The sequence below is a fragment of the Bacteroidales bacterium genome (genome assembly GCA_016709865.1).
Taxonomy (GTDB): domain Bacteria; phylum Bacteroidota; class Bacteroidia; order Bacteroidales; family VadinHA17; genus LD21.
Genome location: JADJLX010000005.1, coordinates 1342352 through 1365182 on the forward strand (window position 1 = coordinate 1342352; position 22831 = coordinate 1365182).

15 protein-coding genes are annotated in these 22831 nt (G+C 40.1%); 2 read left to right on the forward strand and 13 right to left on the reverse strand.

Annotated features, from left to right (window positions below; translation table 11 throughout):
* Nucleotides 1–5: 5 nt before the first annotated feature.
* Entirely contained in the window at nucleotides 6–3056 is a 3051-nt protein-coding gene (locus IPJ16_14175) for a tetratricopeptide repeat protein (GenBank protein ID MBK7628319.1), read from the reverse strand.
* Nucleotides 3057–3283: 227 nt separating this feature from the next.
* On the opposite strand from IPJ16_14175, the gene IPJ16_14180 reads away from it, so the two are divergent.
* Nucleotides 3284–3997: an ATP-binding cassette domain-containing protein gene (locus IPJ16_14180; protein ID MBK7628320.1), complete on the forward strand. Its 714-nt coding sequence runs from the start codon at nucleotides 3284–3286 to the stop codon at nucleotides 3995–3997.
* 142 nt (nucleotides 3998–4139) lie between these two features.
* On the opposite strand, the gene IPJ16_14185 is transcribed toward IPJ16_14180, so the two are convergent.
* From IPJ16_14185 to IPJ16_14220, 8 genes are all read right to left on the reverse strand, one after another.
* On the reverse strand, nucleotides 4140–6200 hold the full coding sequence (locus tag IPJ16_14185) for a beta-galactosidase (GenBank protein ID MBK7628321.1): 2061 nt from the start codon (nucleotides 6198–6200) through the stop codon (nucleotides 4140–4142).
* A gap of 184 nt (nucleotides 6201–6384) precedes the next feature.
* A complete protein-coding gene (locus IPJ16_14190) occupies nucleotides 6385–6948 on the reverse strand; it encodes a hypothetical protein (GenBank protein ID MBK7628322.1) in 564 nt (187 codons plus the stop codon).
* Nucleotides 6941–7387, reverse strand: coding sequence for a DUF4405 domain-containing protein (locus tag IPJ16_14195; protein MBK7628323.1), 447 nt, complete (start codon nucleotides 7385–7387; stop codon nucleotides 6941–6943). Before IPJ16_14195 ends, IPJ16_14190 begins: the two co-directional genes overlap by 8 nt.
* A 434-nt stretch (nucleotides 7388–7821) precedes the next feature.
* On the reverse strand, nucleotides 7822–8427 hold the full coding sequence (locus IPJ16_14200; GenBank protein ID MBK7628324.1) for a DedA family protein: 606 nt from the start codon (nucleotides 8425–8427) through the stop codon (nucleotides 7822–7824).
* A 135-nt stretch (nucleotides 8428–8562) separates the two neighbouring features.
* Nucleotides 8563–9417: a DUF4249 domain-containing protein gene (locus IPJ16_14205; protein MBK7628325.1), complete on the reverse strand. Its 855-nt coding sequence runs from the start codon at nucleotides 9415–9417 to the stop codon at nucleotides 8563–8565.
* Between the two features lie 2 nt (nucleotides 9418–9419).
* Nucleotides 9420–11780, reverse strand: coding sequence for a TonB-dependent receptor (locus IPJ16_14210; protein MBK7628326.1), 2361 nt, complete (start codon nucleotides 11778–11780; stop codon nucleotides 9420–9422).
* Between the two features lie 160 nt (nucleotides 11781–11940).
* Nucleotides 11941–12846 (reverse strand): hypothetical protein, encoded by a 906-nt coding sequence (locus tag IPJ16_14215; protein ID MBK7628327.1) that lies wholly within the window; start codon nucleotides 12844–12846, stop codon nucleotides 11941–11943.
* Nucleotides 12843–14147: a polysaccharide deacetylase family protein gene (locus IPJ16_14220; GenBank protein ID MBK7628328.1), complete on the reverse strand. Its 1305-nt coding sequence runs from the start codon at nucleotides 14145–14147 to the stop codon at nucleotides 12843–12845. Before IPJ16_14220 ends, IPJ16_14215 begins: the two co-directional genes overlap by 4 nt.
* A 261-nt stretch (nucleotides 14148–14408) precedes the next feature.
* Here IPJ16_14220 and IPJ16_14225 point away from each other — a divergent pair, with 261 nt between their 5' ends.
* Nucleotides 14409–16217 (forward strand): DEAD/DEAH box helicase, encoded by a 1809-nt coding sequence (locus IPJ16_14225; GenBank protein ID MBK7628329.1) that lies wholly within the window; start codon nucleotides 14409–14411, stop codon nucleotides 16215–16217.
* Nucleotides 16218–16342: 125 nt separating this feature from the next.
* On the opposite strand, the gene IPJ16_14230 is transcribed toward IPJ16_14225, so the two are convergent.
* Genes IPJ16_14230 through IPJ16_14245 form a run of 4 tightly spaced genes read right to left on the reverse strand, consistent with a single transcriptional unit; the run spans nucleotide 16343 to nucleotide 22690 of the window.
* Complete coding sequence (locus IPJ16_14230; GenBank protein ID MBK7628330.1) at nucleotides 16343–17683, reverse strand: MFS transporter; 1341 nt, start codon at nucleotides 17681–17683, stop codon at nucleotides 16343–16345.
* Entirely contained in the window at nucleotides 17684–19519 is a 1836-nt protein-coding gene (locus tag IPJ16_14235; GenBank protein ID MBK7628331.1) for a sulfatase-like hydrolase/transferase, read from the reverse strand.
* 16 nt (nucleotides 19520–19535) lie between these two features.
* Nucleotides 19536–20462 (reverse strand): DMT family transporter, encoded by a 927-nt coding sequence (locus tag IPJ16_14240; GenBank protein ID MBK7628332.1) that lies wholly within the window; start codon nucleotides 20460–20462, stop codon nucleotides 19536–19538.
* Nucleotides 20463–20479: 17 nt separating this feature from the next.
* A complete protein-coding gene (locus IPJ16_14245) occupies nucleotides 20480–22690 on the reverse strand; it encodes a DPP IV N-terminal domain-containing protein (protein MBK7628333.1) in 2211 nt (736 codons plus the stop codon).
* Nucleotides 22691–22831 lie beyond the last annotated feature (141 nt).

Genomic DNA, 22831 nt, shown 5'->3' on the forward strand with positions numbered 1-22831 from the left:
TCATTTCAGAGCGGCTGTTGTTTTGTATCAGTAAGAGCGTCAAGTTTTGACTTTACCTCATCAAGTATCCCGTCGTTATCAACAGAATAATAATCCTTAAGGCTCTGGAGCGTAGCCCGGGCCTGCAGAGTATCTCCCTTCTTAATACTGATATCTGCAAGCAGCAGAAAGATCCTGGCCATCCAGAACTGATGCGGTGTATTCTGGTTAATAAACTCTGTAATTACTTTTTCTGCATCAGCAACCTGGTCTTTTTTATACAAAAGCTCGGCGACTCTGAATTTTGATTCTGCTCCTTCAGCACTTGTTACTTCAACAGAAACTTTCCGGAAATCCCTGAGAGCCTCATCAATTTTGTTTATACTGTAATTAGCCTTTGCGCTCATGAAATTAGCTTCTCTTACCAGCTCTTCAGGAACATTAACAAAACTGATGATCTTTCCTGCTGCAATAATTGTCTTTTGTGCATTTTCAGCCTCATAAGCAGATCTGAGCTGGCCTTTAAGAGCAGCAAGTACAGTAGCATCGGTATTTGCTGCATTCTCAAGTCTTTCATAATAATCAAGAGATGATGCAAAGTCTTCTTTCTCAAAAGCAATAGATGATGCAGCTATCAGCGATTGTTCCATAAACTGATTATTAGGTTCAGCCGCTACTGCTGTATAATACTTCAGAGCCTCGTCATTGTTTCCGGCTGACCTGAGACATTCGGCAAGATAGTACTGTGCATTCTGCCTGAAACTACCGTTCGGAAATTCTGTGAGGTAATTTTTGAATACCTCCGTTGCCCTGTCGTATCTGGCTGATATATAAAGATTTTCTCCGGATGTATAAAGCATCGAATCTTTTGCAGCAAGGTTGACATCTCCGTATCCGTCAAGTGTTTTTACATATGCAAAGTAAGATTCAACATCATTCATTTCAACATAGGCATTTTTCAATCCGGTCATTGCATTTCGTGCCTCCAGTGTGGATTTGAAATTCTCAATAACCTTTTTATACTGTGCAATTGCCTTTTCGTTTTCACCAAGGTTGTAGTAAAGAAGTCCAAGCTGAACAATAGCACGCGGCACAAGCGGATTTGAAGGGTATGTTGAAATTACACTATTCAGATCAGCTTCGCCCCTGGCATAATCTTCAAGAACAATATAAGCCCTGCCCCTTTCAAATATTGCATTAGGCACAAATGTCGATTTAGGATATTTCTGAATAAGAGATGTAAGTATGTCTACCTTCCCTTTGCCGTCATTCATTAATCCAAGCGAGAAGCCCTTCTGAAACATTGCGTAATCAGCATCGAGGTTACCATACTCTATAACCTTATCATAATAACTAATCGCCAAAGGATAATTCATTGTGATATAATAGCAGTCCGCAATCCTGTTCTTTGTATCAGCCAATACCTCGGGACGCACATTTGTGACACCACTTTCGAAAGTCTTGAAATGGTTGAGTGCATTTGAATAATCGTCCAGATTAAACAGTGAATATCCAAGATTATACCTGACCATATTATATTCACTTAAAAGCATAGAACCGGGAATCCCCATAAACTGCTCATAATCACTTTTTGCTTTATCATAATGAGCCAGCCTGTACCAGGCCTCACCTCTCCAGTAGATTGCCCTTGCCCTTATCTGCCTGTTATATTTTTCATACTTAAGCGACTTGTCGAACATATCTATAGAAGCCTCGATCTCAAGGTTTTTGAATAATTCCAGTCCCCTGAAGAATGCAACTCTCTGATAAGCCTCCTCCAGACGGCTGTCTTTATTGGCAATCTTATCAAGCGATGCAAGAGCAGCTTTATAGCTTTTAAGCTGCATATAGGCACCAATCAGGTAATCGTACACTTCCTGAATCCTTTCAGAACCAGGATAAAGATCGATGTACTCCTGAAACGATGCAATTGCCTCTCCGAATGGAGAATAGGCTAACTCGTAAGTCAGTTTCGCATAGTTGAAAAGCGACTCCTCTTTTATTTTCTTGTCGTAATTCAGTTTTGAAGCTTCTCCAAAAGCCAGCTGAGCACGCTTTTTATCACCTTTTTGGAGGTAGCAGTCACCCAGAATGTTCCAGATATTATGGCTGAGGATGTCACTTCTTACTCCAATATCAAGTAGCGTCTTTATAGCTTTGTCGATCTCTTTGGTTTTATAATAGCAATAACCAAGCTGGTATTTATCTTCACGTGCACTTGCTTTAGCACCGGCGGAATATTTTTCCAGATAAGGTAAGGCTTCAGCATAATTCCCTTTATTGTAATAAGCGTCACCAATAAATCTGTAAAGTTCAACTACCCTCTCCTTCCCGGCTGAGCTGATGAGCTCCGGAGCAATCTCAAGTATGCCGTCATAATCTTTTTGAAGATAAAGGATCTGAACAATATAAAACGGGACTACTCCCCCGAATGTTTCATCATCTTTCAGCCGCATGAACCCTTCCATTGCTGTCTGATACATCTTGTCCTCATACGCAATCTGCGAGAAATAATAGATTGCAGGAGGAGTGTACTCAGTATCAATATCCTTTATTTCTGAAAACATCAGAAGAGCCTTCTCCTTATCACCTTTGATATAAGAAGAGTAGCCATAGCGGAAGAAGTATTCGGGCAACTTATCACTCTCAAGCTGCTGTCTGTTAACTGTTTCATAATACACTGAAGCCTTTCTGTAATTCTTATTCTGATAGAAATAGTCGCCCAGCTCAAGTCTGGCTTCATTTATGCGCGGACTCTCAGGATGTGTCGATATATACATTACCATTCTGTACTCAGCATCTGTATTGAAAAGTCTCAATGCAGAAAGCGCACTGTAATATTCAGCTTCATCTTTTTTAATCTTTTCTGAGTTATCCTCACTTCTTACATATGAATCGAGCAGCCGTATTGCAGCAGGATATTTCTCCTTGTTAAACAATTCCATTCCCCTGTTGAATTCAGACCCCATCTCCTTCCCGGAAAAGGGGAGCTGCGACTTAACCTCTGTAACAGTGATTGTTAAAAGGAAGAATATTATCAATAAAAATACTGAGGAGCGGTCTGTCTTTCTGTTCATAACTAATTTTTTTTGGTCTCACATTAACATCATTATCAGGTACTGCAAAGCACCATTATACATAATGATCTAACTGTAAGCCATATATAATAATTACCCTGTTTTAATAATCAATCGTAAAATTACAACTATTAAACGCCGGCAACCGGCCTTTATTACTGATTTTATTAACATATAAATGTTAATTATCAATTCTTTCCTTAATTTGCACTTTAAATAACCGGAATATGCAGGAAAACCTACCTCTTGATGTGATTATAGAGCTGACAAACTGTACCATTTGGCAACAGGATCATCTGGTGCTTTCAAATGTCAATCTCTCAGTGGGAAAAGGTGAATTTATATATCTGGTAGGAAGGGTAGGCAGCGGAAAATCAAGTCTTATTAAAACTCTTAATGCACAGATCCCTCTCAGGGACGGTACCGGACTAGTTGCAGGTTATAATCTGTCTAAGTTAAAAAGAAGAGAGATCCCGTATCTGAGGAGGAAGATAGGTATTGTTTTTCAGGACTTCCAGTTACTTATCGACAGATCTGTAAATGATAATCTTGAATTTGTTCTTAAAGCTACCGGCTGGAAGAACAAAACTGAAATTGACACACGTATCGGAGAGGTTCTTGAAAAGGTAGGACTGGGACTGAAAGGCTATAAGATGCCTCACCAGTTGTCGGGAGGAGAGCAGCAGCGTGTTGTTATCGGACGTGCTCTGCTGAATGACCCTGACATTATTCTGGCTGATGAGCCAACAGGAAACCTCGATCCTGAAACATCAGAAGGCATCATAAGACTATTGATGGACATTAGTAAAACAGGCAGGGCAGTTGTCGTTGCCACCCATAATTACACACTTCTTAAAAAATTCTCTGCCAGAACAATCAAGTGCGATGACGGGAAACTCTCTGAAATCAGGGAGGATGAGGAGATGGAGCTGCTCCTTTGAAAATGGCTCAAAGGTTCAAGGGCATAAAGGCGCAAAGGCAAAGGGCAAAGGGCACGGTGCAAAGGGCTCGGAGCAAAGCATTTTATGATTTCCCTCCGTGTAACTCTGTGCTCTCCGTGTCTCCGTGGTTAATATAGATTTCCTAATCTTCTATAATAACAACATCCCAAGGTTTGAGGATTACAGTATCACCTTTTTTAAGCGAAGCTCCTGTCAGAAGAATTGTGCCTCTATTAAATTTATAGGTAACTGATTGATCTTTATCTGAATAATTCAGATAGTACCTTATCGTTTTTCCCTGATCATTTGTACCTGTTCTGAGGACTATGGGATATGTTACAGGATTTTCTTTTTCAATCAGCCCGGTCTCCTGAGCTTTTACGGAAACAATTTTCGATTGTATTTCATCTGAAACCAGGCAGCCTTCATATGTAAGTGACCCCTTCCCATATTTGTTTTCTGTTATAGCCGGGTACTTTTTAAAGAATGGATCATCATATAAGGCCATCGGTTTAGCTGTTTCAGGAACAATAAATTCAATCCAGTTCTTTGCAGTGTTATTTTCCTTTCCCACTTTAAATGGATCATCGAGAAGGGTAACAGTATTAATGCTTGAGAATTCCTGGTAGTAAAAACCTGCAGCTTCTCTCAATGGTCCGGGAGCTTTAACATGCCTGACAACAGAATTTTCATCTGTGAAACCGCTTTTCACCGACATGATGACATGTCCTCCATTCTTCACAAAGTCGGCGATCTTTTTAAGAAGCTCATCGCTTGCAACATACAACGGAGGAACCATAAGAAGATCATAGCCTGCAAAATCAGCATTTTCAGACACAACAAAATCTACTCCGACATTATTTTTAAAAGCAGCCCGGTGCATTTGTCTTAATACTTCCATATAAGCATTCCCTTCTTTAAAAGGCATATAGCTGATACCAAAATCAGACTGACGGCTGTAAAGAATTGCAGCCTTGTTTTTTATCTTAAGGTTCACGAGTTTTGGACCGATCTTCTGAAGTTCATGGGCAACCTGGCTCACCTCGTTATAGAACCTGTTTGGCTCAAGGTCGTGTCCGAGGACTCCTTTCCAGTATGTTTCCTGTCCATAATGTATTGAATGCCAGTGCCAGTATTCAACCATATTTGCGCCACCGGCTATATGAGAATAAACAAAAAGGCGTCCCTGACCATCAAAAGGCGGATATTGACCTTTTGAGTCCCACCCGATTGTCTGTGCATTGGTCTCGGTTATAAGATGATTTGTTTTCCTCAGACTTCTGTAGAAATCATCGGCCCACATAACGTCCTCACCCTTAACATTATTCTGACTACCGTGATAAACATTAAGCGAGGGCATATCTAATTTTCTTGTTGCAGCATACTGATCGAGAGTAGTTAAAGAAGGCATAAAGCAATGAGTAATAAACTGATCCGGACGTTTATACTCGCCAACTATCTCTGCCTGCCATGTCAGGTAGTCAGCGGTTACCTTCTGGTTATAAAGATCCCATTCAAGCTTATATGAAGGATTGGTAGCATTATGTCTGGTAGGAAATTCATCCCAGTCGTTTAATGTCATCCCCCAGTAATTGAGACCCCAGAGTTTATTCAGAGTGTCGGTGGTTTTGTATTTTGCCTTCATGTAATCAACAAAACCCCTGAAGAAATCATAATTTGCAGCTCCATAAGTTGAAGTCTCATTATCAACCTGATATCCTATGATGGCAGGATGTTTGGCATAATGTTCCATCATCTTTCGGATAACGCGCTCACCATGGAACAGATAAGCCGGATTAGTTATATCAAAATTCTGACGTATACCGTAACTGCTTACGGTTCCATTAAGTCTTTCGACAAAAATATCGGGGTATTTTTTGGCAAGCCAGGCAGGGATTGAGTATGTCGGAGTTCCAAGAATAACTTTTATCCCGGCTTTGTGTAAGCGGTCGATTATGCGATCCATCCAGGCAAATTCAAAAACGCCTTCCTGCGGTTCAAATAGACTCCATGATGATTCACCGAGGCGAACAACCGAAATTCCTGCATCCTGCATCAGTTTCACATCTGCCTCCAAACGCTCATATGGCATATATTCGTGATAGTATGCCACACCGTAAAGTATCGTACTGAATTTCTGAGGTTGGGCACTAAGTGCTGTGACTAATAATAAAAGAGTGGTTACAATAGTCAGTTTTTTCATCGGATTGGTTTTATCCGACTAAGGTAGCAATTTTAGTATATATGAAGTAACCATAAGAAGAATGAAAGGGAGAAAGGGAGAACGGGAGAAAGGGAGAAGGGGAGAGTTAAGGTTCCGTCTTCATTCTTAAGGCTTCCGTTTCCGGTCTTCCGTCTTCCGTCTTCCGTCTTCCGGTCTTCAGACTTTATATAATGAGGTCACTGTTTTCCTGAGTCAGTTTTTTCTGTTTAAATATAAGGCGATAACCTTTTTCAAAATAGACAGTTACAAGCGTAAAAAGAGCAAATACACCAAGATAGTAGAGCACCATATTCAGATTAACTGTGTTTCCTCTGCGGAAGTCCCTGCCGCCTCCATTTCCCTCCAGACCTCTTGCTCCACCCGGGAATCCGCCTCTTTCTGAAAACCCGGAATTTCTGTCTCCTCTTATTATATTAAGGCTATCGTTTCCTGGTCTCATTCTGTTAAAGTTACGTTGTCCTCTTCCCGCCATCCTCTGTCTTAAACTATCAGGAACATTCATAAGTTCCGGTCTTTGAATACCTTCCCTGAATTCAGGACGAACAGCACCTTCTCTGCCTTCAAATTCACCAAAATCTCTCCCACCCCTTCCGCGGTTGAATGGCTGCGATGAGTCATACTTAAAAATCATTACGCTCCTGTCCCAATAGTTTAATTTTTTGAATGACAGATAACCAGTAGTCAGGATAGCCAATACAAAAAGTATTATAAATATTTTCTTAACCATTTTTCTGTTTTTTAAAGTTTAACCTCTGAAGCACCCATTTCCAGTGAAGTCCAAGATGGATCCCAAATAATGCCAGAACAAGTAACGATGAACTGGTATGCATAATCCGCCAGAAACCACCTGAATTGCCAAAATTGATCCACGAAAAATCAATTGTTCTGGATATTGCCATGCCGCTTATTGTAATAAGAGTTAATCCTATAAGCAGAAGGATATCCAGAACATAATTAATTCTTGCTTTACCCGGCACTCTTGAGAAGAACCTGACGGTAAGTTTTTTTATCCATCCCCAGTTTAAAATTTTGTGAAGAAAGAAAAACAAGACAATAATCAGTCCGGCCCATTCATGAAATGAGAGCCCGAAGAACGACCTTGGGTCCATCAGCAACAGAAATACTATTGCGAGTAAAATGTTGAGAATAAATTTAATAATGTTCATAATCGTGCTGGAAATTAGTCAATAAAATATCTGTCTAATAATCAATATATTAGTAAGTCAAAAATGCAAATTCAAATGAATTTTGCTGTTCTTTTCTATAAGACAAATGATATAGGCAAAATATTCCCGATACAGATTTTTGATCAGGAGATTTATTACTTTAAATTACTTCTGATCTATTTGATTTCTATATAAATTGTGCCACGAAGTGGCACAATATGAATAACCGTGGGTGATAACCCACGGTCAGCTATAAACTGAATAACTCAGCCCCAAAGGGGCTGAATATTAGACTAGTATATTGAATCTTTTGTTCAACCCCTCCGGGGTTGTAAAGAGTTTTTTTGTCTTTACCGTGGGTTGCACCCACGGTTATTCAAATTAAACCCCTGCGGGGTAACCATTTTATTCAGGTTATTGCATCATTCGATATCTTATATTATTAGTTTGGCGATAACCAAACCACCGATAAGCGACATTGCGAAACCTAAAGCAATGACATTGAAGTATTTTTCAATAAATACTTTTACTTTCGGTCCATATCTGTAGAGAAGGAAAGTAACAAGAAAGAACCTTGCCCCCCGGCTGATTAATGAAGCAAAAAGAAACAGCAGCAGGTTCATATCAAAGACCCCGGCTGTAACTGTGAATATTTTATATGGTACAGGGGTAAAACCTGCTGTGAAAATTATCCAGAAATCCCACTGAGCGTACATTATCTTTATTTTCTCATAAAGATCTGCAGAGAATCCCGGGATATTATTAAAAAACAGACTTGCAAACCAGGTAAATTCTCCGGAGGCATTAACCCACATATAATGCCCGGCGAGGTAACCAACAAAAGCACCTGATACAGAACCGACAGTTGTATACATTGCATACCTGAATGCTTTTGGCCTGAATCCGAGTACCAGGACAATCAGCAGAATATCAACAGGTACAGGAAAGAAAATAGCCTCAATAAAGGCAAAAATAAACAGAGCAACTGAGGCATAAGGTGAAGTGGCCCATTCAAGGACCCAATCATATAATCGTTTCATTCAGAACTATCAAATAATTTAGTAAGCTTTCGGATATAAACAATAAACAGGCCACAAAGTTATCTGAAGTCTGACTTTTTTTTAGTTAAAATCCGGCATTTAACCTTTTTTTAACATACTCAGCAATGGTTCTATTCAGTAAGAGGCAGGCACAGATACAAGTGCCCGGCGAACAGCATGTGCAGAAAAGAATCCTATGGCATTGTTGCTTATATTTCCTTTTACATTTGCAGGTGGACCGCTGAATAAAGGATAAGAGCCCCTTATCTCAGACTGGGAATCCCATATGAAGCTTGCATATTCCTCACTTAGATTGTTCATCTCAACAACGACTATATCACCGGAAGTCAGTCTCTCCTCTTTTGTTCCCTGATCAAGATATGCAACTGTTGCTCCGTTAACATAATATCCGTTAAAAAATCTGTCATCTGTCACAACCCATTCATCAAGTGTATCAGAGACAAGAGTGCCGTTTTTAGAGACAAGAAAACGATAAAAATCAGTAGTGGGCGGATCCTGAAAGTAACACATTACCTCCCATAATCCTGATGAAGACCATTCGGGGTGATACAATAGCTTAACAGAATCGGGATTAGCGACCGGCAAAATTTTTGAAGATGCAGTATACTCTGTGTATCCTCCAACCTGACTATTCAGTTTTATGTTAAGAGTATATGTATTACCTTCATTACCACGAACAAATTGGGCAGTCTGGTAGACTCCTGGGTCAGTCTCGGTAAGATTAAAAATATTTACACCGTCCGAAATAGATACAGCAGCACCCTGAACAGATTCCGGCTTTTGATTGTAAAAATATCCTGAAGTAGTTGAAAGAAATACCTTATGCGCCTTTCTCTCTGTAGTAATAGATCCTTCAACGACAAGCTTCACGGTACTTTCATCAAGACTGATATCAATTCGTTCAGTACATGAAGTATTGAGGACTAAAATAAGTATTAAAAGAAACAGTATGTTTTTTAAGTGGTTCATATTTAAAACCTTATGTTATAAGTAAGTGCAGGAATAATTGAAAACAGATAGGTTTTCTCTGCATAGGTAATATTCGGATTCTCAGTATCTGTAACAAAATTTATTGACCATGCATTATGCCTGTTGTAAACATTATAAACCGACAGATTCAATTCGCTTTTCCATTTCCTTCCCGTTTTTTCCTTCCCTTTCAAAGTTAACGACACATCGAGCCGGTGATAATCAGGCATCCGGTATGCATTTCTGTCTGAATAAACCGGTATTATTGCATTACCGATAACAGCCCTTCCAGTTGGAAAAGTTACAGGCAGCCCGGTAGCATATATCCATGTTAGTGAAGCACTTATACGCTTTGAAATTTCATAGTTTGATACAATATTCACATTATGTGGTTTATCATACGGAGAGTTATATATACGTCCACCGTTTATTTCCGGAACTTTGCGGAAAGACCTTGAATAAGAATAACTTATCCATCCTCCGAAGCGCCCCTGGTTCTTGCGGATAAGTGTTTCAATGCCATAGGAGTAACCCTTTCCAATGCGAAGTTCGCCCTCGAGATATGGATTAAGGAATAGCTGGGCATGGTCGCGGAAATCAATCAGCTTATGGAAATCTTTATAATAGATCTCAGCAGAAAGCTCAAACATATTTTGTCTGAAATTTCTGAAGTATCCTAAGGCAAACTGATCACCTGTCTGCGGTTTAACATTGGGTGTAGCCGGAAACCATATATCCAGGGGGGTACCGGCAGTGGAGTTCTGAGCCAGTGTGACAAACTGAGATGCACGTGAATAGCTCCATTTAACTGAAGAGAAACTATTAAGAAGATAGGTAAACGCAAGTCTAGGCTCAAAAACAGTATATGTGTTAAAGAGCTTTCCCTTTGCATAGACAGTACTGTCAACAGGCTTGTATTTACTATCATAGCTGTAATATGTTCCCGGACCGATATTCTGAAATACAGCAATTCTGAGACCATACTTTGCCGACAACTTCTCCGTTATCTTGAAGTCGTCGGTAGCATAAAGGCTATGTTCCAGTGCAGAAGCATTATTCAGAACAAATTCAGTGGCTGCAGAGCTTCCGAATCCACTTACTGTACCGGGGTAAAACTTATGGAAAGCAGAAGTCAGTCCAAACCTTAATTTATGCTTGTCTGACAGATAATATGTAAAATCGAATCTGGAGGAATAATCATTAAGTTCTGAGACCCATCTGAAAGAAGTTTCAGAGGCATCGTCTCCTTCCGGAGTGGCTATCTCGTAATTATATCTCGAATAAATGAGACTAAGATTGAAGAATAATTTGTTCGAAAACAGATGGTTCCAGCGAAGTGAAGCAGTCTGATTCCCAAATCCTACCGATGAGTATTTATTCTTAAAAATATCCCGTCCTGAATAACCTGAAAGATATAATCTGTTGTTTTCATTAATGATATGTGAAAGTTTAAGATTAAAATCATAAAAATAGAGTTTATTGTCGCGCACTTCCTCCTCTTTTGCCAATGGCAGGAACAGATCAGCATATGTACGCCGTCCTGCTATCAGGAATGTGGTACGGTCACGGATTATCGGGCCTTCAATTGTAAGCTTGCTCGATACTGTACCAATACTTGCGGCAATCTCTGCTTTTTTCGAATTACCATCCTTCATACGAACATCCAGAAATGAAGAGAGTCTGCCGCCATACGAGGCCGGAATATCTCCTTTATAGAGAGTGACGTCTTTTACTGCATCATTATTAAATACTGAAAAGAATCCCATAAGATGAGAAGCATTATATATAGTTGCCTCATCGAGTATGATAAGGTTCTGATCTGAACTCCCTCCCCTGACACTGAAACCGGATGAACCTTCACTTGTTGACTGAACTCCGGGAAGCAGCTGCAATACTTTTATAAGATCTATTTCACCGAGAAGAGATGGAACCATCTTGATTGTTTTTATATCAAGCTTTGCAATACTCATCTCGTTGGTCCTGACATTTTCATCGGTCCTTTTAGCCTCAATTACCACTTCTCCCAGAATATTCTCAGCCTCTTCCATGGCAATATTAAGAGAAAGAGAATTGGTTGCAGTTCCATTCTTCCTGATCGGCTGATATCCTATATATGAATACTGCAGATCAAAGCTGCCATCATTAATAGTCAGAGAATAAAAACCATAAGAGTTAGTAGAAGTACCTGCTTTATGATTATTTTCGATAATTGTCACACCGGCAAGAACCTCTCCGTTTTTGCTGTCTGTCACGTAACCGCTGATTGTGACTTTTTTCTGAGGGTCACCAGCAGGTTTATCCTGAGCACCTATCTGTGAAAAAGTGTATATTAATAAAAATGAAATTATCAGGTTCCTTACCATTAAGAAGTATTCAGTATTTAGCAGTAAACAACATTATACCGGTAATGTTCCGCAACGAATATTATGCCGGTGAAAAGTGCGTGAATTTAACAGATTAAATGGAATTACCGGGATGAGACGTAAAAATCATTCGATTATTGTCTGTCCAGAACTTTTTAACCTATTTCAACATTTTTACCGGCCAGAACAATCTGTTTCTGTAGATCCTGTAATACGGATTATTAATACTGCCGAAAGAAGCCATAAATGATGCAATATCAGGTATCGATGAACCTGCGAAGTCAAGTATTGTTCTGGTAGAAGAAAATTCCCTGATTAATTCATTAACAACATAATAGCCCATTCTTTTTTCACGACTCTGCGGAGTATTTACAACAAAAAGCATAACCTTGCTCCCCGGTGTTTCTACCAGAAACATACCGAACAAAGGTCTTTTTCTTGCACCTCTCACACCAATTATTCTGCCCTTCTTGTTCTTAAGACAGAAGTCCATCAGGTTTTTAAGCCGCTGATAATCATCTGCTTTAATTCCCTTAATACCTTTACCTGTGTTAAGAATAAAAAGATCTATCAGTTCTTCAGGTTTGATATCGTAAACAAGTTCCGGATTTTTCCTGGCAGATGCTTCCACATTTCGTTTGCAGTGAGTAGAAAACTCCTCCCAAAGCTTATCATAATGCTTCGAAAGGTCAAGTTCATAATTTACTCTCTCCGTAATCTTATATCCCTCATAGACGACCTCCTGACCAATGCACAGATCAACAAGTTTATAAAAATCAGGAAGATAGTCGAGAAACTCTATAATAGATTTATCAGCAGGTTTATCCGGTGAAAAGGCGCCAACCTGCTGAAGAAACACAGGAGTTGCAACATATTTTACTCCGAATTTTTCAGAGCAGGGTACAGGGAAAACTGAATCATAGTCATCATCAACCAGAGCTTCCCAACCGGGTGACATAATATCGAGGTACCAGGAAAATGCATATGGTTTTACTCCGGGCGAGCTTCGTATACAGTTATCCCACTGTTCCCGGTCTATCTCATGATTTTTGTGATATACTATCATGGTTCCTGATTTTTAAGCATGAGTTCAAAAACGCCTCTCCACTCCCGCCACTCATCCTTATCCAGTAAAGAGGTGTTATGCCATATACTGACAAACAAGCCTCCGGCCTTTTTTGTTTCCCCAATCAGTTTCAATATGAGCTCACCTGAGGCAACCGGATCGAGATTCATATACTGGTACAGGGTAGCGTCCATTACCTGAAACGGAAAAATTTTCAGATTAGTCTGCTTATCCTCAGCAACATCGTAAAAATGATAAGGCCTGGCAATCCCTGCCCTGAAACCCGGCTCGTCAGGGTACCCCATTGAATAATCCTCACTTATCCCGGCATCTATTAAATCATTATAGCATTTTGGTGTGAGCAATCTGATATAGTGATATCTCGATGAGGCTATCTTTTTAAGCAAAATGGTATTTAGCCTCTGTGCTTCAGTCTTCAATAACTGCGTCTTACCGGCTGCATTATAAGAAGGGTGAAGTCCACACTTATATCTTGATGAAAGTTTAAGGATAAGTTCTCTGTATTCATTGTTTTTCCAGGAAGGGTTTTTATCATATTTCGAAGTATCTCCTACAGGAAAAAAGAATTGGGTATCAGTACTTGTATTATCAACAGTATTAATGATATAATCAAAAACCTGGAATGGATCCTTCTCTCCTTTGGCAACAGTTTTGAACCTGTCGGAAGCATGCCCGGGTTCTTTTAAATCATTTATTAATCCGCCGATAGATCTGAACAGGCTTTTCCCCAGGTAGGCAAACGGCTGATCAGTATCAACAGTTAAAAGAGCTTTGTATTCATTCCTTTTAAAAACAAGGGTCTGATATTTCTTAAGGAATATTTTAGACATCTCTCTGCACCAATAGTCTATTACAGGACGCTGCAGAAATCCATTTCTGAAAGCCAGTGACGAGGCAGCCGGGAAACGACCATGATTATCAGGCTTAAAATCTAAATACTCCTCATATCTCGAAACAAGGTAAAATGATGCTGCGAATATGTCAAAAGGAAGATCAGAATCTGAATTTGTCTGAAAAAAAACAGGCAGCCCCTTCCAGTCACTTACTGCTATTTCCTGAGGTGAGATACCTGTCTCGAATAAAATCGGGTGAGGACATATCTTTAAAGAACCTGTTATCTTTTCATCAGAATAATTTATTACAGGATGCTTTCCCAGCTTTCGTTTATCTGTAATGACCTCCCACGATAATCCAAGTATATCTCCAAGGATAATTCCTGCGATATATCTCAGACGAGGCACATCACTTGTAGAATATATTCTAACGGGTCGGGAAAGCATAATTACAAATTTATGTAATTACTTGTTAATTAACAGTATTATTGAATAAGATAATACTTAAAAAGTCATATTTCGGATTGCGGATTTCGGATGTCGGATTTTCAAAACAACACTATCTCAATAATTTGATTATCTTTGCAATATATTTAACAAGGTGATTTCCAGCAGCGGTTTCATGTATCATTCCGGTTTAGTAAATGAGTTCATTTCGTCGGGGAGTAAAAAAGTGTCGCTCACGAAACCACATCACATAATTTATTAATGACAAAATTTGAAGAATTGGGATTTACTCCCGGTATTCTGAAGGCTATTCAGGAACTGGGATTTGAGCAGCCTATGCCGGTACAGGAAAAAGTGATACCGCTTATGCTTGCTGAAGGGGGTGATATAATAGCACTGGCTCAGACAGGGACAGGAAAAACAGCAGCTTTCGGGCTTCCTCTTGTGCAGATGACAGATACAGAATTAGGCTATACACAGGCGCTTATTCTTTGTCCTACACGCGAATTATGTATGCAGATAACCGGCGACCTTACCGATTATGCAAGGTATACAGGCAAATTAAGAATACTTGCTGTTTACGGCGGGGCAAGTATTGACAACCAGATAAGAGAACTTAAAAAAGGAGTTCATATTATTGTTGCTACTCCCGGCCGGTTAATAGATCTTATCGGAAGACGAGCAGCAAAATTAAACGGGGTAAAAACCGTAATTCTTGATGAGGCCGATGAAATGCTCAATATGGGCTTTCTCGACAGTATTAATGAAATACTTGAAGAGGTTCCTGCTGGCAGAAGAACTCTACTTTTCTCAGCCACTATGTCGGCTGAAATTGCCGGAATAGCAAAGAGATATATGGAGAATGCCAAAGAGATTACAATCGGCACAAAAAATGCATCGGCTGAAAATGTGACTCATGGGTACTATCTTGTTTCAGCAAGGGATAAGTATAAAGTATTAAAGCGAATAGCCGATTCAGAACCGGATATTTACGGTATCGTTTTCTGCCGTACCAGAAAAGAGACTCAGGAGGTAGCCTCCCAGCTAATAGAAGATGGTTACAATGCTGATGCACTGCATGGCGATCTGTCGCAGGTACAGCGCGATACTGTAATGCAGAAGTTCAGGGTCAGGAATATTCAGCTTCTTATTGCAACTGATGTTGCAGCCAGGGGACTTGATGTGGATGATCTGACACATGTTATCAATTACAATCTGCCTGACGATAATGAGGTTTATACTCACCGCAGCGGCAGAACAGGACGGGCAGGAAAAAAAGGAATATCAATTACACTGATAAGTCCGAGAGAGCAGCATGTTATCAAACAGATTGAAAGAATTGTTAAGAAAACATTTAAGGCTATCCAGATTCCTACCGGGAGTGAAATATGCGGAAGACAATTATTCCATTGGGTAAAGAAACTGGAAACAGTTGTTACCGAGCACCAGGAGATTGAAAAATTTCTTCCTGAAATTACCGAAAAACTTTCCAACCTCGACAGGGAAGAACTTCTCAGGAGAGTCGTATCTCTTCAGTTTGACCGTTTCCTCGATGACTACAGATCAGGGGCCGATATTACGTCACCAATGGACAGAGGAGATGACAATTACAGGGACAGAGGCGGCAAAAAAGGGTCGCAGAGAGAATATGCAGGCAATTATAAAAGGTTATTCATAAATCTGGGCAAAACAGATGGTTTTTACCCTGAACAGCTTATCGATCTGGTTAATAAAAATACATCCGGAAAGAAAGTACAGCTTGGTAAAATAGATCTTCTGAAGACATTCTCGTTTTTTGAAGTTGAATCTGATTCTGCTGATTTTCTGATTAATGCTCTTAACAATGCTAAATTCAACGACAGAAGAGTTGCTGTTGAGATAGCACAGGAGAAGCCTGAGGGCGGACACAGGGAAAGAGACCGGTCAGAAAAACGTCCTGCAAAATGGTCAGACAGAAAACCTGAGAAAAGAAGAAGTGAAGGATCCGATAACAGGAATAAAGACTACAAGAAAGACTATAAGAAAGATAAGAAATACGGCAAAAAAGATAAGAAGAAGTATAGCAGATAAGTAATATTTTTCTTTTCCTCCGTGTAACTCTGTGCCTTCTCTGTGTAACTCTGTGTTAGTTCTTAAAAAATTATTACACAGAGGAATTCAGGAGGAGACACAGAGAGCCACAGAGGAAGATGTAGTTAACAAGAGTCTCTAGAAGGCTCTTTTACTTTTATAGCCAGCAGGAACATTGAGATAAGAGCTATAGTACCTCCAAAACCAAATGCTACTGTTCCTCCATAACCGGGGATCAGTTCATCGAAATAGCTGTAGAGAAATCCGAATATAAGGCTTGCAGGTAAGGCACCTAGACCGATTGAGAAATTAAAGAGTCCGTAGGCAGTTCCACGCTTATCCTCTTCCACCAGATCGGCCACAAATGCTTTTTCAGCTCCCTCTGTAAAAGCGTAAAACAATGCATAAACTGCAAATAGTAAGAAAGTAGCAACAACCTGGATCTCAGGTGACAAAAACACAATAAGAGCAAAGGAAATATAGACAAAAGCATAAATTCCCCAACCTATATTAATCACTTTCTTTCTGCCAATTTTATCCGACAGGGACCCCAGGGGAGTTGAAAACACGACTTTAATTATATGAAAGAAAGCCCATAGCAGAGGTAAAAAGAGGATATTGATCACTTTCGCCTGCGAAGCCTCATCTCCAAAATTCGATACCATGGTATGAAGCGGTGTTATATTATTAACAATAGCCACTACCGATCCACTTCTGCTGATTGCCTCCTGCACCCTGAAAAGAAGGAAAGCGTCAGAAGAATTGCCCAGTGTAAAAAGAATCATTATAAGAAGGTATGTCCTGAAATTTTTATCAAAACTCCTGATGGAGAATGAAAAAGATACGCCGTTTGCAGTCTTTGGTGCGGCTTCCTTAACAAAAAGAACTATAGCTAAAATAGCTAGTACTCCGGGTATTATTGCCAGAATGAATGTCCACCGCAAAGCCAGAAGAGAATCCTTCATCCCGAAACCAATAAACAGGATGAGCAACGTAATAATTGCAAGGAGAGGGCCTATAACTGCACCGGTATGGTCCATTGCGCGGTGGAAACCAAAAGACTTTCCTCTTAAACTTTCATCTGCCGAGGATGCAAGCAGAGCATCCCTGGGAGCGGTCCTGATTCCCTTCCCCACACGATCGAACATTCTGATTATAATTATTTCCCACGCTGATGATACCACTCCGGTAAGCGGCCTCACGAGAGAAGAAATTGAGTATCCTATCAGAACAAGGACTTTTCTTTTGCCGATCTTATCTGAAATTATACCGCTGATAAGCTTCAGCATCGATGCAGTTGTCTCTGCTATACCTTCAATTACTCCAAGTAATACTGCACCTGAACCAAGAGCTGCAATGTAAACAGGAACCAGGGGATATATCATCTCCGACGCCGCATCCGTCAGCAGGCTGACAATGCCCAGCATAATAACTGCACGGGGAATTTGTCTGGTTTGCTTTGACATCTAGCGCTTTAAATAATCGTTGAATAAAACCTGGAGGAAGGCTTTCCCGGTCTTTTCGGCATATTCAGGATTCTTACCCTCATTTATTACATGCATCCTGAGTTTATGATCATAAACATAAGCAGATGTGTCAGTTATAAAACCAAATCCTTCATTATAAACATAAAAAGCAAAGGCGTTTGATTTCCCGGATAATAAATCCTTTGCAAAAGGGAAGGTTCCTTCAATTCCAAGCTGGTTTAATAATGTAACCGGAATATCAACCTGTCCGCCTGTTTTACTAATTATGGTCCCCTTACTTTCCAGCGCTCCCCCAATCCAGAGCATCGGAATTTTAAAAAGTTCCTGAGTAAAAATTGGCTGGTCTTCAGAAACCCTGCCACAGTGATCAGCTACAAGTATTACAACTGTATTTTGCCACCAGTCGGTTCCTTTCGCCCAGTCAAGAAATTCACCAAGGGCTTTATCAGCATAATAAACAGAGTTCTTATACTTTGTCATGTTATCTGTCCCTGCAAATACCGGATCCATAGGCACATCAAACGGTTCATGACTTGACAGAGTAAGTACAACATTCAGAAAGGGTTCCTTTACCGATTTCAATGAATCTTTAAGGGCACTGAAGAGAACATGATCATGTACACCCCACTTTGAATTATAATCTTTGGGATCAAAATCGTCTTTGGTGACAATTGTCTGAAAACCCGAACCAATAACAAACGAATTGAAGTTTGCAAAATTGATTTCACCTCCATACCAGAAGGAACTCCTGTATCCGTTTCCGATAAGTATTTTTACCAGACTTGGCAATGACTGGCTCTTTTTTGGCTCCTTAATAATTGACTGTGCAGGCTGAGCAGGATAACCATCCAGAATTGCAGGCATTGCTTTATCAGTCCTGGTGCCTGCAGCATAAAACTCCGAAAAGAAAAGGCCTTCCTTAACATATCTGTTGAAATTGGGAGTAACCAGTGAATCTCCTCCCAGCGGACCGATTACATAACCGCTGAAACTTTCGAGTGCCAGTATCATTATATTCGGACGACTGGTATTCAGCACCTTTCTGGTGTCGCCACCTACGGCAATCAGTGAATCAACTATTGCAGCTGCCTCAGCATTATCGCCGAATATGTAAGGGTTTTTAACCGGTTTGGAAGTAAATGCTGATGTTCCTACGTTCCAGACTGCATTAACAGCACTGTGATTAAGAAACATTTTGTTACTGAAATATACCGATCCTGCATTTATAGGAGCAACACCAAATCCGCCTCTGATAGGTATTATAAGTGCACCCCAAAAAAGCAATAAACCAATAATTCCCAATGGCCACAGACGCATCCGCTCCAACCCTCCGAAAAGTTTGTCAAAAAACTTTTTATAGATGAATATAAATACCGACGATATGACGACAATTGCAAAAAAAGAAAAAACTATTTCCGAAGTTGTTGCAGAAGCCATCGCTTCTCCGGGGGTTTTAAGATAAAGCACTGGCGTATAGTCCATTCTGAATCCCCAGTAAGAATAGAGGTTGGAATCAGCGACTACTATTGACGAAGAAAAAACAATCAGAAGGTATGTATACCAGCGCATAAATACTTTATACCAGTTACTGTTGAAGTAAAGGGATGGAATTGCAACCAGAACAGGAATAAGCAAATAATAACCGATTGTTGATATATCAAGCTTTGCACCATGCACAAAGGCTCCGGCTATCCCTCCAACTGTTTCAAGTGCAGTACTACTAAACTGAACAGCAAGAAAAAAGATTCGTGCAAAAACGAAAAACAAAAACCAGAAGATTGCATATGAGCCAAAAGCGATGAGTCTCTTTTGCATAATAAGCTTTATTAATCTACGCAGCAGGTACTTCTTTTGTGCTTCTGTAGAATGTTATCAATGAAAGCGTTATAATCACCATTCCGGAAATAGTAAGCCATTCCGGATTTTCATCAGGAACAAGCAGCCAGCTAAGGATTGCTCCAATAACAGGAATAATAAATTTCCATAAATTGAGTTCCGATACTTTAACTCCCGGACGCTGAAGCAATTTAAACCACAATGAGAATGCTGCCGCAGCCATAAAACCAAGCCAGATAAGGGTAACCCAGTATTCAGCCGGGAAATCGAATTTCGGAGGTCCTTCTATTGGTATGGATGCGAGATAGAAGACCACTCCTCCTGTAAAGATCGAGGAGGAACTGAGAACTAAAGGATTCAGACCTTTTCCTTTAAGTGAAACAACAACATTGCTCACCGCTGTTCCTATGTTGGCAGTTAATATCATAAATACACCAAGCAGTTCCATAAGGGTTCCAAGTTTAAAAGCCTGTCGTCCTGCACTGATTAGTATCACCCCTGAAATACCAAATACTATAGTTATGACTTTCTTTCTTGTAAGCCTGTCACCATCGTGCATAATTGCTGCAACAAATGCTGTAACAAGCGGTTGAGATCCAACAATAACTGCACCGAGAGCACCGGGTACAAGTGTTAGTCCCTGATAGAACAAAGAGTAGTTAAAAAGTATCTGTAAAAATGTAACCCAGGCAACAACTTTCCAGTGATCCCTGATCATTTTAAAATATGCTTTAGGCTTTATTGTAAAAGGCAGTATCATCAGTCCGGCAATTATGAACCTGGCACCTGCGAAACGGAAAGGGGTGTCGTACTGTAATCCGATCTTAATACCTGCATAGGCTGTTGACCAGAGCAGACAGGCAATTATAGCCCAGAATATTGTGTTTCCTTTGGAGTTCAATTCAGAAATGTTTGGCGGCAAATATCAGAATACTTTTTTTATTTTTCAATTATGTTCCACTCAGGAGGATCTGTTCCGAGCAAATGCTTAACGAAAAAATCACGTCGTTTCCTGCTACCATAAACACCACCATTGCTGATATGTTTAGCCCCAGGAACAAAAACATATTCAAATTCTTTATTGGCTTTTATCAAAGCATTAACAAGCTGCTCGGTTGAAGCAGGATCGACATTGTTATCCATCTCTCCGTTTATCAGAAGCAACCTGCCCTTTAATCTCCATGCATTATCAACATTCGATGACTCAGAGTACTCCACACCAACAGGCCAACCCATCCATTGTTCGTTCCACCACATCTTATCCATACGGTTATCGTGACAACCGCAGGCGGCCACTGCAACCTTATAAAATTCGGGATGAAACAATACTGCCCCTGCAGCATTCTGACCACCTGCTGATCCTCCGTAAATACCAACTCTCTCAATATCCATCGATGGATATTTAATTGCTGCAGCCTTTATCCATGGTATTCTGTCGGGGAATCCTGCATCCTTAAGATTCTTCCAGCATACATCATGAAATGCTTTCGAGCGGTTCGACGTTCCCATCCCATCTATCTGAACAACAATGAATCCGAGCTCAGCCAGCTGATGCATCTCACCTAAAAATGGTCTGAAACTCTTTGGTACAAAGCTGCTGTGCGGCCCAGCATAGATATATTCTATAACAGGATATTTTTTTGAGGGATCAAATTTGGTTGGTTTTATTATTATTCCCCAGATATCAGTCACACCATCCCTCCCCTTTGCTGTAAAAACTTCAGGGAGCCTTATACCTGTTTCAAGAAGTTTAGTGATATCTGCCTTCTCAATGTCCATAATTTTTGATCCGTCTTCTGTTTTTCTTAGAACTGAAACCGGAGGAAGGTCTATTCTTGACCATGTATCAACGAATAAGCTCTTGTCAGGTGAAAAACTTGCCTCATGAGTTCCTTCTCCCTCAGTAAGTCTGATCAGACCCGATCCGTCAAAATTTATCCTGTAGTAATGTATATAGTACGGGTCTCCCGGTTCCCTGCCGCTTGCCTGAAATATAATCTGCCTTTTCTTTTCATCAACATAAGTAACATCTCTGATAACCCATTCGCCTTTGGTGATCTGGTTTTTTACAAGTCCGGTACCTGAATCATACAAATACAAATGATACCAGCCATCTCGCTCAGAAGCCCATATAATCTCATTTGTTTCATCAAGATTGTATCTGAAGTTCTTACCGCTGTAATCTATAAAAGTTGATGAGGTCTCATTAATAATCACCTTATCCTTACCAGTTGCAGCATCAACCTTAATTACCTGATAGAGCTGGTGTCCTCTTCTGTTGTATTCAAAAGTAAAATATGCATTGTCCTTGCTCCACTGGATGTTATTTACAGTGTATTGATTCGGTATGATTTTATCATCAACGGGAATATGCTTTTTAGTCTCAATATCAAAAAGCTGAGGATACTTCTGAGGAACTTCATCACCGGGTTTCTGATATTCGTAAGAGTAGTGTTTTGGCTGGAGCTGATCTTCAGGTGAGGATTCAATGTAATATATCATATGCTTTTCTGCAGATGTCACCCTGTACGCCATTAACTTCTTAGAGTTATCAGACCACCTGAAATAGGAAGAATAATAATTCCCGATACCTCCGTCAAAACTCAGCTGATACTCTTTTTTGTCATCTGCAGACCTTATAAAGACATTATAGTTCCTGATGAAGGCTGTCCATTTTTTATCTGGGGAATCCATTGGTGCATTTGCCAGCTCATCCCTGAATCCCCAGTCCCAGGCTGATTGCCTCCCTCTTTCAGTCACCCTGTCGCGTTTAACGATTCTGTAATCCTTGAGGTTGCAGATCCAGTTAAAGTTATCATAAACAAAGGCAAAGCTTCCGAACTTCTCAGAAAAGAGAATGTTCCTTATTGGTAGTTTCCCGGTCTCTGCTTTAATTCCGGTTGCAGCATAAAACCCGATGGCAAACTTAGTCTGATCAAAGGCCTGCCTCTTCTTAAGATCTGCGGTATTCAGTATAAAATAATCCGTTCCAGTGGGTGTATTAGTCTCATATAAGAAACTACCAGTATTTCCAATCCATGATGGTCTTACACTGCTGTAATAGACCTTGTCTGCTACCAGCCTTGCCAGGTCATCTGCCCGCTTATAGTCTTCAGCTGTTACCTGGGGAAAGGCTAATGCCGGAAACATAATTACTGATATAAGGAAGCTGAGTTTAAGTATTTTTGCTTTCATAAAATGATTTTACTTAAATGACCATCGCATAAATGTAGCAGAAATAGAAAACATTTTTAATATGAAGAGATCATAATATTTAATAGTTTTGTCTGT

Excerpts from the sequence above, each read along its gene's own strand:
- IPJ16_14175 (MBK7628319.1), bottom strand. The coding sequence starts at position 3,056 with ATGAACAGAAAGACAGACCGCTCCTCAGTATTTTTATTGATAATATTC.
- IPJ16_14180 (MBK7628320.1), top strand. The coding sequence starts at position 3,284 with ATGCAGGAAAACCTACCTCTTGATGTGATTATAGAGCTGACAAACTGT.
- IPJ16_14185 (MBK7628321.1), bottom strand. The coding sequence starts at position 6,200 with ATGAAAAAACTGACTATTGTAACCACTCTTTTATTATTAGTCACAGCA.
- IPJ16_14190 (MBK7628322.1), bottom strand. The coding sequence starts at position 6,948 with ATGGTTAAGAAAATATTTATAATACTTTTTGTATTGGCTATCCTGACT.
- IPJ16_14195 (MBK7628323.1), bottom strand. The coding sequence starts at position 7,387 with ATGAACATTATTAAATTTATTCTCAACATTTTACTCGCAATAGTATTT.
- IPJ16_14200 (MBK7628324.1), bottom strand. The coding sequence starts at position 8,427 with ATGAAACGATTATATGATTGGGTCCTTGAATGGGCCACTTCACCTTAT.
- IPJ16_14205 (MBK7628325.1), bottom strand. The coding sequence starts at position 9,417 with ATGAACCACTTAAAAAACATACTGTTTCTTTTAATACTTATTTTAGTC.
- IPJ16_14210 (MBK7628326.1), bottom strand. The coding sequence starts at position 11,780 with ATGGTAAGGAACCTGATAATTTCATTTTTATTAATATACACTTTTTCA.
- IPJ16_14215 (MBK7628327.1), bottom strand. The coding sequence starts at position 12,846 with ATGATAGTATATCACAAAAATCATGAGATAGACCGGGAACAGTGGGAT.
- IPJ16_14220 (MBK7628328.1), bottom strand. The coding sequence starts at position 14,147 with ATGCTTTCCCGACCCGTTAGAATATATTCTACAAGTGATGTGCCTCGT.
- IPJ16_14225 (MBK7628329.1), top strand. The coding sequence starts at position 14,409 with ATGACAAAATTTGAAGAATTGGGATTTACTCCCGGTATTCTGAAGGCT.
- IPJ16_14230 (MBK7628330.1), bottom strand. The coding sequence starts at position 17,683 with ATGTCAAAGCAAACCAGACAAATTCCCCGTGCAGTTATTATGCTGGGC.
- IPJ16_14235 (MBK7628331.1), bottom strand. The coding sequence starts at position 19,519 with ATGCAAAAGAGACTCATCGCTTTTGGCTCATATGCAATCTTCTGGTTT.
- IPJ16_14245 (MBK7628333.1), bottom strand. The coding sequence starts at position 22,690 with ATGTTTCCGGCATTAGCCTTTCCCCAGGTAACAGCTGAAGACTATAAG.